Source organism: Dyadobacter sp. CECT 9275 (genome assembly GCF_907164905.1).
In the GTDB taxonomy this organism is placed as follows: Bacteria; Bacteroidota; Bacteroidia; order Cytophagales; family Spirosomataceae; genus Dyadobacter; species Dyadobacter helix.
Genome location: NZ_CAJRAF010000002.1, coordinates 422,532 through 436,906, shown reverse-complemented (window position 1 = coordinate 436,906; position 14,375 = coordinate 422,532). Strand labels below are relative to the sequence as shown.

The window sequence follows — 14,375 nt, the reverse complement described above, 5'->3', positions numbered from 1 at the left end:
TTTCTATGAAAAAAGTCGCATTATTTGCCGGTTTGATAGCTTTGGGAGCAGTTCCTGTTGTTGCCCAGTCCACCATTAATTTCAATGCCAAAGGTCTCATCGTGATATCAGATGCGGATCTTGCCGCTTCGGCCTTGGTGGATGGAAAGCTATTGACAGACAACACAGCGAAAGATCAACTGACATCAATCAAGTTTCCGATTGAAAGAGGAAAGGGTATCGGAAGTGCCCTGATCTCTAATTCGGTTTTTGGGAATTCAAAAACAATTGCAGTACCGGTTAATGGAGGGCTTGCCTATGTGCTTGAAAACAAATTACGCCCAGCTGACGGGGTAACTCAATATAAAGATGCAGCTGCGGAATTCCCGGCTGGAGAAAAGCTTTATGTGGTTGATATTATGAATCTGGCAGCACCTAAGGCTAAATTTGGCTTTTCAGTCGGCAAAAACCCGACTTCGATTGATATTAACAAAAATGAACTTATCATTTCCACCAGAGACGCTGGTAAGGAGCTTGTTTTTATAGAAGCAGCACCGGACGGAAAACCAGCCCGTTTTCTGAACCTGCCTGCCGCGCTGGATACTACAAGTAAAATAACGGATCTTACCTGGCACCCATCTGGTGATTTCATTGCTTTCACACTGGACAATTCCAACGAGGTGGGTATTTACAAGGTAATTCGTGAAGCAGGAAAATTAAAAAATGTAGAACTGCTGGGTAAACCGATAAAAGTGGGCGCCGATCCATCCATGGGTAAATTTTCAACAGATGGAAAGCATTACTTTGTACTGGATTCCAAGGCAAAACAAGGAGGTGCATCTGAGCCCGGCGAAATTCATGTAGTGGACTTCTCCATGGACGGATCTGCTGAACATAAGGTTGTAAGCAAAGCGGCTGTGGGCGTTAATACCGGCTCATTTGCAACTAGTCCCGATGGGAGCTTGCTGGTAGCGGTAAATGCAGGTAAAAGCGGTTCACCATGGTCCGAAGCCGGAGCTGGTACCGGAGCATCTCTTACCCTTTATAAGGTAGGCGCGGATGGTGCGTTGGCCAAAGTAGCTGATTATCCTTTTGAAGGAATTTATCCAAGAGGCGTCGTTTTTGATAAAGACGGGTCCAACCTTGCGGTTTCTGTATTTGAATATCTGGAATTCGGAGCAGGAACGGGCGGTGTAGAGTTCTACTCTGTCACAAAGGGAGATACCCCAGCTTTGAAGAAACAAGGAGCAAAGGTAAGTGTGGGTAAAGGAGCACATACCGTAAGAATTGTTCCCTGACATGTTAGCGGAAATTAATGGAGATAATTTGAAGGCCGGCTTGTCCGGCCTTTTTTATGAGCAATAGCCGGGAATTTACTGGCCAGCTGTGTTGGCTTCCTTCCATTCCAGTAATTCCACCAGTGACATATCATAGATTCGCGCAATCAGGGTTGCTTTTTCCAAGGTCATCTTACTGTAACCGGTTTCAATTTTACTGTAACCGGTTTGGCTCAGGCCCATTTGCCCTGCCACATATTCCTGTTTATAACCATAGAGTACTCTCAGTCTTTTGATTTTGGATCCAATGTTTTCTGGATTTTTTATAGACATAGATGTGTGATGTAAGGATGATGATGTTTCCAGAAAGTATTAACGATTAGACTTATTTCGAAATGGCTGGTCACTTTGACACTACCGCAAGCCAGTAATCAGGCCATTTTTTCTTTGCGTATTCCTGTTACAATGAGATACTGGGCCGTGGCATAGGTTCCCATTACCCAAATGGATACCAGTGGTACCGGCGTAAGGAACCTGTTAATGGCAATGAGGGAGTCGGAAAGGACAAATAAAATGGCGCCGGTAAAAACCATTTGAAATGATTTGGTAGAGACCCCGTGTCTACGGAGAAGGGCCGCATAAGCCATGGTGGCTATGCTCGCAGCATAAACCGCAACTCCGGTTTTGAGAATTTGATCAGGCAGGGCAGGGAACAATAAATACACTAAAAGGGTGGCATAGCCGATAAAAGGAATGTAATACCAAAGCATGAATTTCTCTTTAAAAAGAGAAACAGATTGTCTCAGAAATACGGAGGTATAAATCCATTGCATGACGAGAAAGGCGGCCAAACCAGGCAGGAACAGGCCAGATGCTCTGATCATTAGAAATATATCTCCAAGCAGAGCGAAGACCATACCTGCAATGAAGAGGTTTTGTGTGTGCCGTTCAGTACTGCTGCTGTTGTAAATCAGGAAAAAAAATAATGACATCATTATACAGGGCTTGCTGCAGTAAACAAGCCACTTTATATCATATAACTCCGCAGTGATGTTAATGAGGCAGATTCCAAAAAAGAAGGTTGTAAAGAAACATATCTCTTTCATCATTGAGAAGCGCATTTGCCGTATTCAGATATGTTAAATCGAGGTGAATTTCGTAATTTTGCACTTTCATTCATAAAAATAGATTTTACAATGCTTACGGTTTCGAACGTATCTTTAAGATATGGTAAAAGAGTGTTATTTGATGAAGTTAATATAAAATTTGTTCCGGGTAACTGTTATGGTGTGATTGGTGCGAACGGAGCGGGGAAATCTACTTTTTTGAAAATACTTTCCGGTGAACTGGAAGCACAAACGGGTAACGTTAGCCTTAATCCTGGTGAACGTTTGGCCTTTCTGAAGCAGGACCAGTTTGAATTTGATGCTTATCCCGTAATGGATGCTGTGATTTTGGGCCACGAAAGGCTTTATAAAATCATGAAAGAGCGGGAAGCAATATATGAGAAGGAAGATTTTACCGATGCAGACGGAGAAAAGGCTGCGGAATTGGAAGCAGAATTTGCGGATTTGAACGGATGGGAAGCTGAGACGGAAGCTGCACAGCTTTTGAGCGGCCTGGGCCTGGGTGAAGAATTGCACCATGCCCTGATGTCAGATCTTAACTCAAACGATAAAGTGAGGGTACTGCTGGCTCAGGCTTTGTTTGGTAACCCGGATGTGCTATTACTCGATGAACCGACAAACAACCTCGATGTTGAAACGGTATTATGGCTGGAAAACTTCCTTGCCGATTTTAAGAATACCGTAATCGTTGTCAGCCACGACAGGCATTTTCTGGATGAAGTTTGTACGCATGTGGTGGACATTGATTTCAGTAAGGTCCAGATGTTTTCCGGAAATTATTCCTTCTGGTATGAGTCGAGCCAACTGGCTTTGAAACAGCGCCAGGACGCCAATAAGAAATCTGAGGACAAGCGGAAGGAGCTGGAAGAATTTATCAGGCGGTTCAGTGCCAATGCATCCAAGTCCAAACAGGCAACGTCCCGTCAGAAACTTCTTGAAAAAATTACGATTGATGATATCAAACCTTCGTCCCGTAAGTATCCGTACATCGCCTTCAAATCGGAACGGGAAGTTGGGGATCAACTTCTGACAGTGGACGGTCTTTCCAAAAAGGCGGACGATGGTACAGTACTCTTTAATAATCTGAGCTTTTCGGTCAATAAAGGGGATAAAATAGCCTTCGTAAGTCGTAATGTACTTGCCATCAGTTCTTTTTTTGATATAATCAATGAAGAGCAGAAAGCAGACAAAGGTTCCTACAATTGGGGTGTGACCATTACCAAGTCGTATTTTACCAAAGATCCGACCAGCTTTTTTGATGTAGACCTGAATCTGGTTGACTGGCTTCGTCAGTATTCGGAAGAAAAGGATGAGAGTTTTATTCGTGGATTTCTGGGACGGATGCTTTTCTCCGGAGAAGAGTCGTTAAAGAAAGCAAGAGTACTCTCCGGGGGAGAAAAAGTGCGTTGTATGTTATCCAGGACCATGCTCTCCGGAGCAAATGCTCTGGTACTGGATGATCCTACCAACCACCTTGACCTGGAATCCATTACGGCGCTCAACAACGGCTTGATAGACTTTTCGGGCTGCCTGTTGTTCTACTCCCATGATCACCAGTTTGTGCATACCATTGCGAACAGAATTATCGAAATCGGTCCTAAAGGTATACTGGATAAACTGATGAGTTACGACGAATTCCTGAAAGACGAAAACGTAAAAGCGCAGCGCCAGAAATTATATTAAGTTAAAAATTCTTTATAAAATGAAAAGAGGAACGGGTTAAATCGTTCCTCTTTTCATTTTATATCAGCTAATGTATTTGGCATATTGCCGAATAACATCTTCCGGCGGGCCTTCCCATACATTGGGTGTATTACCTTTATAGCCGATGTCGTCAATACCCATTTTAGTGGTATAGAAGCCTGACGCAGTCAGGTTACGCATCAGATTGAAAAAGGCAACTCCCTGACTGTAAACCGGTTTGGCTTTTTCGGGATAAGCTATGTCGTCCACGATCTGCAACTGTTGCGTTTTGGAGCAAAGCGTAAAATTCTTCTTAAAACGCTTGTTGGACTCACGGTCCAGCCATTGAAGTCCACCCCGCAGAGGAACCTGATTTTGGGGCATATCCTTGGCTATGAACTCGATAAATGCCGGAACGCCAGCCTGAGAAGCACTGCCAGACTTTTCGTCGGCAGGGATAATAATATCTGTAAGTACAGTTATCGTCGCGAGCTCAGCTGCGGTAAAGAATTTCTCCTTCATCAGCTTGGCATCCCTTATTGCTTCTTCTTTAAGTCTTCCACCTGGCACTTTAACCGGGGTTTCCGGCGGAGTTGCCATGTCCAGGTCACGTTGCTCTGCCAGCGCTACCTGAGGATTAAGCGAGGCAATCCCAAGTGAGCTTAATGTTAATGCTTTTAATGTATCTCTGCGTTTCATTTTATAATTGAGTCAACGACGGGATGATTAAATGTTTTTCTGTTTTACCTGATCGATGATAAACTCGGAAGCTCTCATGGAAAGTGCAAGTATTGTCCAGGTAGGGTTTTTATCAGCCTGTGAAACAAACGAACCTCCATCTACCACAAAAACGTTTTTGGCGTCATGTGCCTGCGAGTATTTGTTCAGGGCGGAAGTTTTCTGGTCATTACCCATTCTTACCGTTCCTACCTCGTGGATGATCCTGCCTGGTGCAGCAATGCCGTAGTTGGTATCAGCACCCGGTTTGGTACCGTTTGGTACACCTCCTAATGCATGAATTATTTCTTCAAAAGTTTCATGCATGTGTTTGGCCTGCTTGATTTCGTAATCCGACCATTTGTAGTGGAAACGAAGTACAGGAATTCCGAATTTATCCACCACGTTGGGATCAATTTCGCAATAGTTATTGAAATCGGGGACAGCTTCACCGCGGCCTGCCATACCAACATAAGCTCCGTAGAACCTGCGGTAATCTTCCTTCAGAGAAGCGCCATATCCACCGGCAGATTTCATAGCACCACTTGCAGTCGGGTATTTTCCGTTCATATTTTCGATACCTGAACCAAATCCGTAGCTTGGCATACCCATACCTCCACCATATTCGATGTGGTAACCTCTTGGGAAATCAAGTTTTTTGTTGTCCAGCCACCATGGCGTGTACACGTGCATACCGCCTACACCGTCTTCATTGTAACGTTTGCGGTCCATCAGGTGCGGAAGGAACGCACCACGGGAAGCGCCGGTAGAATCGTGCAGGTAATGACCCACTACACCACTTGAATTGGCAAGTCCGCCGGGATGTCTGTCCGATTTTGAGTTCAGAAGTAGCCTGGCAGATTCTCCAGCACTCGCAGCCAGAACCACTACTTTTGCTTTGATGGTATGTTCCGTAAGTTTCTCTCTGTCTACGTAAGAAACACCCGTTGCCAATCCTGTCACAGGGTCGGTGAGCACTTCACGCGCCATAGCGTTATTGATCAGCGTAACATTTCCCGTTTTAACCGCAGGAATTACCAGTACCGAGGACGAGGAGAAATCCGCGTATGCCTGACAGGCTCTGCCGCACTGGCTGCAATAGAAACAAACCCCGCGCTGGTCATTAATGGGTTTTGTAAGGATAGATAACCGGGAAGGTATGACCGGGATATTGACTTTTTTCCCAGCTTTCTTGATGAAAAGTTCATGCAAGCGAGGCTTGGGCGGAGGGAGGAAAATACCATCCGGCTCGTTGTCCATGTTTTCAACCGTCCCGAATACCCCGATCAGTTTATCTACCTGGTCATAGTATGGTTTCACGTCGTCGTAGCCGATCGGCCAGTCGTCTCCAAGGCCATCAATGCTTTTACGTTTAAAATCCTTCGGGCCAAACCGCAGGGAAATTCTTCCCCAGTGGTTGGTGCGCCCGCCAAGCATACGTGAACGGAACCAGTCAAACTGCGTGTTGTTCTTGCGTGTGTATGGTTCGCCATCGATTTCCCATCCGCCCCAGGCTGCATCGAAATCTCCAAATGGGCGGTGCGTGTTTGCTCCGCGCCGTGGCGACTCCCATGGCCATTTTAATTGCGTAATGTATTTTGGATCAGCAGGATCAAAATAGCCTCCGGCTTCCAGAAGAGCCACTTTTGCGCCAGCTTTGGCAAGCTGGTAAGCTGCCATTCCACCTCCCGCTCCTGAGCCTACAATGCAGACATCAAAAACAGCAGGTTGTTCTTTGATTTGAAACATAGCAAGGGTTAGTTTTAAAAATACTATTTAATCAATAAATATAAACACGGAAAATATAACGTTGTGTTTTCACGATCAATTTAGGTTCTATTTAAAATAATTCTAAATGATCGGAGTTGAGCGGCTGTATCGCCTTTATTAACGAACGGTCCGGCTATATAATACGCGCTTTAACTCCTTTTGTACCTCTGTGGATGATAAAATGCTTTTACTTAACTTTGCATTTTATTAAAACCTGGGATTTTGGCTGAGATTGGTACCGACATAAAAAGGGCAAAAGAAATTTTGGAAGAAGGTTTCCTTGTTGGGATACCAACTGAAACAGTTTATGGGCTGGCGGGAAATGCTTTAAATGAGAAGGCTGTTTTATCAATTTTTGAAACAAAAAACAGGCCTGCTTTTGATCCGTTGATTATTCATACCGACTCGCTTGAAAAAATAGGGGATCTGGTTTCGTTTTTGCCAGAAAAGGCACTGCTCCTGGCCAGGAGGTACTGGCCAGGCCCGCTTACCTTACTGTTGCCCAAAAAAACGATTGTGCCTGACCTGGTAACATCTGGCCTGAACACCGTGGCTGTCAGGATTCCGGACCACCCGCTTACATTGAGTTTACTGGCAACACTGGATTTCCCGCTCGCGGCGCCGAGTGCCAATCCTTTCGGGTACATCAGTCCAACGTGTGCCTCGCACGTTCAGCAGCAATTGGGAGACAAGATTCCTTATATTTTAGACGGAGGCTTGTGTACGGTGGGAGTGGAATCAACCATTATTGGCTTTTCCGAAGATATCCCCACTGTTTTCAGGCTGGGCGGCCTGGCACTCGAAGATATCGAAAAGGTGATAGGGAAGGTTGGAAGACTGTCTCATTCTACCTCCAATCCTCAGGCACCGGGTATGTTAAAAAGCCACTATGCTCCGAGAAAACCATTTGTTCTGAAAGACCGGCATACATTTTCGTCAGGAGAAAATAGTGAAACGGGGTACCTATTATATAAGGAATACCTGGATGGGGTTGATCAGCAGTATCAGCGACTATTAAGTCCAGGTGGTAACATGCAGGAGGCAGCACGGCATTTGTTTGCCTACCTGAGAGAATTGGATACACTTCCTGTGACTAAAATTGAAGCGGAATTCGTACCAGATGAAGGCTTGGGCAGAGCCATTAACGACAGGCTGAAAAGAGCTGCGGCAGTCTGAAATATTTCAGGCAAAAAAATGCGGATGAAAATTCATGAGAAATACTTCATCAGTCGCCCTTGTCACGGCGGTATATAACCAGCGGATAAATTCTTCATTAATCTGTTCTTCGGGTAAATACCCCTGGTCCACAAATACAGCACTCCACTGGCCGCCCTGCGATTTGTGGCAGGTTAAAGCATAAGCAAACTTGACTTGCAAAGCGTTAAGATAGGGATCTTTCCGAAGTGCTTCCATCCGCTCTTTTCGGGATTTGATATCTATGTAATCTTCCATTACACTTTCATATAATTTACGATTATCCTCCGAGGAGAGGGATGGAGAAGAGGAATGAAGGGTATCCAGGATGATCTTGGCATCGAATTCCGGCTGTTTGTCATAATCCGTTAATCGTAGTGTTACATCCGCAAACCTGAAACCGTGGATATCCTGGGTTTTACGGATCTTTAATAACTCCACGAAATCGCCATTAGCAATGAAACCGGCAGGAGAGTCATCGTCCAGTATATTATAGTTGTTGCGCACCACCATCAGCCGATCGCCGGCATCGAGCTCATCTTCGGAAAAATTAATCATCCGTCTGATATATTCGTTGTACTGAACCGCAGTTTTGTTGGAGCGCGTTAAAATGATGACGTTTTCCTGGCCGTACTTGTCGTATGCATATCTCAGCCCTTCTTCCAGCTTTTCGCCTGTCATCCTGAAAACATCGCGGAAAGATTTTGTCCTGAGTTTGATCACCGGGCTTTCAGCACGAAGCTCATTTCGGAGCGCCGTGGCATTCGATAATATTCCGGATAATTCATCCTGCCGCATTACCTCTGTCAGTTCTTCCTGAAAAACAGACATGTAAAATGTTTTTTCAAGATAGTCCCTTTCCAATGCAGGACTTAAAGTGCGGCCTACAGGAGGAAGCTGAGCCACATCGCCCACAAGCATCAGTTTATTGCCCGGATTTTCAAACACGAATTCGATGAGGTCGGCCAGCAAACTCCTGCTGCCGAAATCGGCCTCATCGGTGATCATAGAAGCTTCATCCACAATAAAAAGTGTGTTGTCATGATAATTCTTCTGCCTTTGAAATACCAGGTTACCGGAGAAGGAATCTGCTGTTTGCTTATATATTTTTTTATGAATTGTTAAAGCAACTTTGTCCGAATAGCTGGACATTACTTTTGCCGCCCGGCCTGTGGGAGCAAGCAAAATCGATTTATAATCGTAATTTTTAAGTACTTTGATCAGGGTACTGATAATGGTCGTTTTTCCTGTTCCTGCATATCCTTTCAGTATAAAACAATCACGGTAGCGTTCTAGGCCTTTTTCCTCGACCAGGAAATCATTCATTTGAGAAAAAAAACGAAGCTGCCCAGCTGTGGGTTTAAAAGGAAATCGCTTTTGAAGGCGTTGGGAAGGTAACAGGTCTGGTGATTCCATGGTGGCGAATCTACTCCATCAGAAAATAATATCAAAACCGGGATTTCTCTACAAAAATATACTATGATTTTGTTGGACTTTTTTAAAGTAAAATGATATATTAGGATTAAAATTGATCTTAAACCCAAAAACTACTCACTTATGCAAGTTTACCAGGTACTGGCCGGCAAATCTTTTGACGCAATTTGGTCCATCAGTAAAGACAAAACTGTTTTTCAGGCACTTGAGTTAATGGCTGAGAAAAATATAGGAGCAGTTTTGGTAATCGAGGACGGAGCGTTAATTGGCATATTTTCCGAAAGGGACTATGCCCGGAAAGTAATCCTTCTGGGCAGGGCTTCCAGAGAAACCCTGGTAGCTGATGTAATGACTTCCAAGGTAATTACGGTCGAGACAGATCAAAAAATTGAAGATTGTATGCAGATCATGTCTGATAAGCATATCCGTCACCTACCTGTAAACCGGAAAGGGAAACTCATCGGGATTATATCTATCAACGATATCGTTTCTGCCATTATCCGTGAACAAAAGGCACATATCAAATCGCTGGAAAGTTATATCTCCGGCAATCCTTACTGAGAATTTCGGGAATAACCTTGTCAATTTTAATGGTATAGTTATCTTTGCCCACCAAAAATACAGGATTGGACAAGGAAGAGAACCATATTCATACAACCTACGGGAATCGTACGCGCGTCCGTGTGTGCGGTTTTTTGGTTAAGGATGACCGGTTTCTGATGGTTGGGCATGCGATGGCAGGCCCTGAAAAGTTTTTTTGGGCGCCTCCAGGCGGTGGTGTGAATTTTGGTGAGCACCTGGAAGATGCGCTGGTGAGGGAATTCCGGGAAGAAACCGGCTTATCCGTAGTGGTTGGGAGAATGTTGTTTCTCCACGAGTTTATAGAACTTCCCCTTCATGCGGTTGAGATCTTTTTTGAGATTAAAGCATTTGATGGTACCTTAGTGAAAGGCTCGGACCCCGAACATGCTGTACATCAGCAGCTGATTGATCAGGTAGCTTTTCTGTCGCTGGACGAACTACATGCGCTTCCGGCAGGTTCCGCCCATGAGGTTATGTCCAGATTGCATGCAGTGGCTGATATATACGAGTTGTATGGTGTGACGGGAAGGCAATAGCCGACTGAAATTTTAAGTTAATAAATTAGAGAAAACAGAGCATATTCCGTGGCACACTCCGAAAACCAGGTAATCGAAATTATCCCCAGCCTGCTGGCGGGAGACACTTCCTTTGATACGGAGGCGATCCCGTTTTGTACTTTGTGTGTGGAGGTAGACGAGCGAAGGATCCGGTTCTGTATTGTTCGTGATGAAAATATGGAATGCGTGTGGCTGGAAGATTACGGTTTTGACACCGTGCTGAGCAAGGATGATGTTTTTGACAGGCTAAAAAAAATATTCACAGGGCATCTGTTATGGTCTTCTAATTCCTGGAAGAACGTTCGAATTTCAATTAATTCTCATGCATTCAGCCTGATTCCTACCCTAGTTTTTGACGAAAAGGTGATCGGCAGCTATCTGTCGTTTGCTATGGGGAATGCCGTTCCGGCCGATGAAAAAGTGCTGTACCATGAAGTGCCGCTTGTACATGCGAGTAATGTTTTCAGTATTCCAGTGCTTTGGTATGAATGGATGATCAATCATTTTGGTTCTTCTCACATTACATTTTACCATATTACAAGTCCGCTCATAATAGGAGCCTTGGTGAGCCATGCCGAACAGCAAGAACTCAGGATTGCCTCCGTTTATTTTGAAAAAGACTTTTTTACTCTGATCATCACCGAAAGCGAGCAACTGGTGTTATGTAACCGGTTCCGGTTTTCTCAGCCTTCGGAGCTGGCCTATATTATCCTGTTTGCCCTTAGCCAGCTCAATTTTCTTGCGGAAGAGATCAAAGTTTTATGTTATGGGGAGGTATCTGCAGGGGCTGATACCTTTGAGGAACTTTCAAGGTTTTTTCCCAATCTGCTGATTGGTAATGGACCCACAACTCTTAAATACAATAAACACTGCGGAGATATTCCGGGGCACCGATATTTTGGCTTGTTCAATACCTACCTGGTCTCTTCCTGATGGTAGCGTGTCAGAATTAACAAATACATCATTAATACGACTTTCAGGGAATGTAATTTTGTAAAAACAGGGCGTATGTCCTGGCCACACTGACCATCGCTTATGAAAAGAATAGCATTATTTCCCGGGTCTTTTGATCCTTTCACCAAGGGGCACGAGGACATTGTGCTGCGTGGCCTCAGGTTATTTGATGAAGTGGTGATTGGTATCGGAAATAATGCAACAAAGAAGCGGTACTTTCCTCTGGATGTGATGAAGGAGCTGATCGAAAGAACCTTTGCTGATCAGCCGAATCTGAAGGTAGTTACCTATGATGATTTGACAGCTCATACGGCCCGAGAGCTTGGAGCTAGATTTTTGCTCAGGGGACTGAGAAATACGACTGATTTTGAGTATGAAAATGGTATTTCCCAAGTCAACAGGTACATCTACGAAGAAATAGAAACAGTATTTTTGATTACTTCGCCACATCTGGCCCCCATCAGTTCCAGTATCATCAGAGATTTGCACCGTTACGGGCAAGGAGTTGACGACTTTCTTCCTTACTCTCTGAAAGAACTGAACAGACTTTTTCAGGAGGAATAATACCTGATGTGTTGCAGGAGCTTACCCCTGCATACTTCTTTTTCTGGCAGATGCGTCTGATGCTTTTTGCCTGTCGTACTTTACGAAGATATTGATCCAGATCAGGCGAGCCAGCCTGAACCATACCGGAATCAGCAGCACATAGGAAATCAGGAGGGATATCAGGACGGTTTCCATATTAAAATCAAGAATAATAACGAAACCCAGGAAGAAGACAACCATCAACGCTACAGACAGCGCATAACTAACATACATGGAGCCTATGTAAAAACCGGGCTCACGCGTAAATGATTCCTGACAAAATTCACATTTGTCGTGAACCTTGTCAAAATTTTTCAGATCATAAGGATTATTTGTTTTGAAGAAACTTCCCTGATGGCATTTCGGACAGCGATTGGCTAAAATGCTGTATATTTTGCTTCCTTTGAACATATTGCAAACTTACTTTTTCTGGAAATCCTTCATGTTCGCAAGGGTATCTACCACATATCTGATGGAGCTGTATGAGTTGATCAGAATGGATTTGGCATCTGTTTGAGAATACCATTCCAGTTTTTCTATCTGCTCCTCAGCCTGTGGTTTCATACCTGAGTCGTCCAGACAATCCAGTACATACCATTTGGTTCTTTTGAGTATGCGGCTGTTATTCAGCGTATAAGTATGCCAGGTGGTACAGATTTTCTCCCGGATGGTGGCTTTTACCCCCGTCTCTTCCTCTATTTCCCGAATAGCGGCATCCCGTGAGTTTTCACCTTTATCCAGCTTACCTTTGGGCAAATCCCACTTTTTCCGCCTCAGCATAAACAGCCACTTACCATCCTTGATCACCACACCACCGGAAGCTTTGATAACTTTGTAAATATTTTTCACTTTCTCTTCAACTTCCGGCTTCACCTTTGTAGCCAGCGTCACAGACAGCAGGCCCAACGGAATTTCCTTCTCAAGTATCTGGATAGCCTGCACGGCTGATGCTCCGGTAGCATTTAAAAACAGCACGTGCCCCTCAAACATACTTTTGGTAAGTTTGGCAAGCCTGAGATCAACGATATGGTCAAAATGTGAAGTTTCTTCCGCTGCAATGCGGCTAGTCCGTACAATTTTAAAGGGCCGGTCGTCAAAAAAAATGATCATTGTAAAGATGGTACGGTTAACTTGGCAGCAAAATTAAGTAAAGAGTTTAGTTAAGACAGCGATTATTATTGATAAATTTGTGCCTGGAATAAATTAAACATTCTTGGAACTCCTTATTATTCTATTTTTAGTGCTTCTCAATGGTATATTTTCCATGTCTGAGATCGCACTGGTATCCTCCCGGAAATCACGACTGGAAGCTGCCGCGAAAAATGGTGACTCGTCGGCAAAGGCAGCTCTTCACCTCGCCAATTCACCTAACCGGTTTCTTTCTACTGTACAGATCGGTATTACTTTGATTGGCCTTCTGACCGGTATGTACAGCGGTGACAACATTACTGCTGATTTTGAAGCCTTCATTGCCCGCGTTGATCTGGTCAGACCGTATAGCCATACCATAGCGGTAGGGTCCGTACTGGTACTGATTACCTATCTGTCGCTTGTTTTGGGAGAACTCGTTCCGAAGCGTATTGGCATGGCAAATCCTGAGGCTATTTCCAAATTCATGGCCAGGCCTATGAATTTGTTATCCCTCCTTACGGCTCCTTTTATCGCATTACTGAGTTTTTCAAGCGATGTGATCATCCGTTTGTTAAATATCCGGCATACGGAAAGCTCGGTTACCGAAGAAGAAATCAAAAGCCTGATACAGGAGGGAACCACAGGCGGGGTTTTCGAAGAGATTGAGCAAGAAATTGTGCACAACGTTTTTCAGCTCGGCGACCGGAAGGTGACTTCCCTGATGACCAACCGTCAGGAGATTGTATGGCTTGACACTGAGGATTCGGTCCAGGAAAATAAGGAAAAGATTTTTGAGTCGAAACACTCCATTTATCCCGTTTGTAAAGGTTCCGTTGATGAAATTGTGGGCCTTGTGTATGTTAAAGACCTTATTGCCACTGATATAGAAGAGCAACTGGCGGATCTGGAGGGTATTGTACGTGACCCTGTATTTTTACCGGAAAGCAACAGAGCTTATCAGGCACTCGAAAAATTCAAGGAGCAGCGGGTTTATTTTGGTATCATTGTGGACGAATACGGTGGCCTGCTTGGGGTAGTAACCATGCATGATATTATGGATGCCCTGGTAGGCGATATTTCGGAGGACCAGGAAGACGGTACCGAAATCGTGAAAAGGGAGGATGGAACCTATCTGATAGATGCTCAGCTACCTTTTGATGATTTTATGCAGCATTTCCATATCAATATGCAGGAGGCAGAACGCCGCGAGCTGGTGGGTTTTAATACTCTAGGTGGGTTTGTTCTGCATATTCTGGAGAATATTCCCAGGGTGGGAGAGAAGTTCACCTGGAAGTATTTTGATTTTGAAGTAGTAGATATGGACCGAAGCAGAATTGATAAATTATTAATCACAAATAATAAAAAAGAAGATTCCGAAGATTAGT

15 protein-coding genes are annotated in these 14,375 nt (G+C 44.3%); 8 read left to right on the top strand and 7 right to left on the bottom strand.

The features are described 5' to 3' along the window. The first annotated feature begins 5 nt into the window (after window positions 1-5). A complete protein-coding gene (locus tag KOE27_RS09965) occupies window positions 6-1,277 on the top strand; it encodes a beta-propeller fold lactonase family protein (RefSeq protein ID WP_215238743.1) in 1,272 nt (423 codons plus the stop codon). A gap of 75 nt (window positions 1,278-1,352) precedes the next feature. Here KOE27_RS09965 and KOE27_RS09960 read toward each other — a convergent pair whose 3' ends face one another. Continuing rightward, the gene (locus KOE27_RS09960) at window positions 1,353-1,589 is read right to left on the bottom strand and encodes a helix-turn-helix domain-containing protein (protein WP_215238742.1); all 237 of its coding nucleotides are present in this window, start codon (window positions 1,587-1,589) and stop codon (window positions 1,353-1,355) included. Between the two features lie 98 nt (window positions 1,590-1,687). Continuing rightward, entirely contained in the window at window positions 1,688-2,362 is a 675-nt protein-coding gene (locus tag KOE27_RS09955; RefSeq protein ID WP_255573947.1) for a lysoplasmalogenase, read from the bottom strand. Window positions 2,363-2,452: 90 nt separating this feature from the next. Here KOE27_RS09955 and KOE27_RS09950 point away from each other — a divergent pair, with 90 nt between their 5' ends. Further along, entirely contained in the window at window positions 2,453-4,066 is a 1,614-nt protein-coding gene (locus KOE27_RS09950; protein WP_215238740.1) for an ABC-F family ATP-binding cassette domain-containing protein, read from the top strand. A 63-nt stretch (window positions 4,067-4,129) separates the two neighbouring features. Here KOE27_RS09950 and KOE27_RS09945 read toward each other — a convergent pair whose 3' ends face one another. Both KOE27_RS09945 and KOE27_RS09940 read right to left on the bottom strand, forming a co-directional pair. Next, window positions 4,130-4,765 (bottom strand): gluconate 2-dehydrogenase subunit 3 family protein, encoded by a 636-nt coding sequence (locus tag KOE27_RS09945; RefSeq protein WP_215238739.1) that lies wholly within the window; start codon window positions 4,763-4,765, stop codon window positions 4,130-4,132. A 27-nt stretch (window positions 4,766-4,792) separates the two neighbouring features. Then, on the bottom strand, window positions 4,793-6,532 hold the full coding sequence (locus tag KOE27_RS09940; protein ID WP_215238738.1) for a GMC oxidoreductase: 1,740 nt from the start codon (window positions 6,530-6,532) through the stop codon (window positions 4,793-4,795). A 243-nt stretch (window positions 6,533-6,775) separates the two neighbouring features. Here KOE27_RS09940 and KOE27_RS09935 point away from each other — a divergent pair, with 243 nt between their 5' ends. Further along, entirely contained in the window at window positions 6,776-7,729 is a 954-nt protein-coding gene (locus tag KOE27_RS09935) for an L-threonylcarbamoyladenylate synthase (RefSeq protein WP_215238737.1), read from the top strand. Between the two features lie 6 nt (window positions 7,730-7,735). Here the strand turns inward: KOE27_RS09935 and KOE27_RS09930 are convergent, their stop codons facing one another. Next, complete coding sequence (locus KOE27_RS09930) at window positions 7,736-9,163, bottom strand: ATP-dependent DNA helicase (RefSeq protein ID WP_215238736.1); 1,428 nt, start codon at window positions 9,161-9,163, stop codon at window positions 7,736-7,738. Between the two features lie 141 nt (window positions 9,164-9,304). On the opposite strand from KOE27_RS09930, the gene KOE27_RS09925 reads away from it, so the two are divergent. The 4 genes from KOE27_RS09925 (at window position 9,305) to coaD (ending at window position 11,838) form a co-directional block, all read left to right on the top strand. Further along, on the top strand, window positions 9,305-9,742 hold the full coding sequence (locus KOE27_RS09925) for a CBS domain-containing protein (RefSeq protein WP_215238735.1): 438 nt from the start codon (window positions 9,305-9,307) through the stop codon (window positions 9,740-9,742). Window positions 9,743-9,786: 44 nt separating this feature from the next. After that, on the top strand, window positions 9,787-10,299 hold the full coding sequence (locus tag KOE27_RS09920) for an NUDIX domain-containing protein (RefSeq protein WP_229252726.1): 513 nt from the start codon (window positions 9,787-9,789) through the stop codon (window positions 10,297-10,299). 48 nt (window positions 10,300-10,347) lie between these two features. Next, the gene (locus KOE27_RS09915) at window positions 10,348-11,253 is read left to right on the top strand and encodes a DUF3822 family protein (RefSeq protein WP_229252725.1); all 906 of its coding nucleotides are present in this window, start codon (window positions 10,348-10,350) and stop codon (window positions 11,251-11,253) included. A 102-nt stretch (window positions 11,254-11,355) separates the two neighbouring features. Further along, the gene (coaD, locus tag KOE27_RS09910) at window positions 11,356-11,838 is read left to right on the top strand and encodes a pantetheine-phosphate adenylyltransferase (protein ID WP_215238734.1); all 483 of its coding nucleotides are present in this window, start codon (window positions 11,356-11,358) and stop codon (window positions 11,836-11,838) included. A gap of 21 nt (window positions 11,839-11,859) precedes the next feature. Here coaD and KOE27_RS09905 read toward each other — a convergent pair whose 3' ends face one another. Both KOE27_RS09905 and KOE27_RS09900 read right to left on the bottom strand, forming a co-directional pair. Beyond that, window positions 11,860-12,270 carry a DUF983 domain-containing protein gene (locus tag KOE27_RS09905; RefSeq protein WP_215238733.1) on the bottom strand — a complete coding sequence of 137 codons (411 nt, stop codon included), beginning with the start codon at window positions 12,268-12,270 and terminating at the stop codon, window positions 11,860-11,862. A gap of 9 nt (window positions 12,271-12,279) precedes the next feature. Further along, the gene (locus KOE27_RS09900) at window positions 12,280-12,969 is read right to left on the bottom strand and encodes an NUDIX hydrolase (RefSeq protein ID WP_215238732.1); all 690 of its coding nucleotides are present in this window, start codon (window positions 12,967-12,969) and stop codon (window positions 12,280-12,282) included. Between the two features lie 103 nt (window positions 12,970-13,072). On the opposite strand from KOE27_RS09900, the gene KOE27_RS09895 reads away from it, so the two are divergent. Then, window positions 13,073-14,374 (top strand): hemolysin family protein, encoded by a 1,302-nt coding sequence (locus KOE27_RS09895; protein WP_215238731.1) that lies wholly within the window; start codon window positions 13,073-13,075, stop codon window positions 14,372-14,374. The last annotated feature ends 1 nt before the right edge of the window (window position 14,375 follow it).

What these genes read in the sequence shown, in the direction of transcription:
- KOE27_RS09900 (WP_215238732.1), bottom strand. Translation starts at nt 12,969, where the DNA reads ATGATCATTTTTTTTGACGACCGGCCCTTTAAAATTGTACGGACTAGC.
- KOE27_RS09950 (WP_215238740.1), top strand. Translation starts at nt 2,453, where the DNA reads ATGCTTACGGTTTCGAACGTATCTTTAAGATATGGTAAAAGAGTGTTA.
- KOE27_RS09960 (WP_215238742.1), bottom strand. Translation starts at nt 1,589, where the DNA reads ATGTCTATAAAAAATCCAGAAAACATTGGATCCAAAATCAAAAGACTG.
- KOE27_RS09905 (WP_215238733.1), bottom strand. Translation starts at nt 12,270, where the DNA reads ATGTTCAAAGGAAGCAAAATATACAGCATTTTAGCCAATCGCTGTCCG.
- coaD (WP_215238734.1), top strand. Translation starts at nt 11,356, where the DNA reads ATGAAAAGAATAGCATTATTTCCCGGGTCTTTTGATCCTTTCACCAAG.
- KOE27_RS09945 (WP_215238739.1), bottom strand. Translation starts at nt 4,765, where the DNA reads ATGAAACGCAGAGATACATTAAAAGCATTAACATTAAGCTCACTTGGG.
- KOE27_RS09940 (WP_215238738.1), bottom strand. Translation starts at nt 6,532, where the DNA reads ATGTTTCAAATCAAAGAACAACCTGCTGTTTTTGATGTCTGCATTGTA.
- KOE27_RS09930 (WP_215238736.1), bottom strand. Translation starts at nt 9,163, where the DNA reads ATGGAATCACCAGACCTGTTACCTTCCCAACGCCTTCAAAAGCGATTT.
- KOE27_RS09955 (WP_255573947.1), bottom strand. Translation starts at nt 2,362, where the DNA reads ATGAAAGAGATATGTTTCTTTACAACCTTCTTTTTTGGAATCTGCCTC.
- KOE27_RS09925 (WP_215238735.1), top strand. Translation starts at nt 9,305, where the DNA reads ATGCAAGTTTACCAGGTACTGGCCGGCAAATCTTTTGACGCAATTTGG.
- KOE27_RS09965 (WP_215238743.1), top strand. Translation starts at nt 6, where the DNA reads ATGAAAAAAGTCGCATTATTTGCCGGTTTGATAGCTTTGGGAGCAGTT.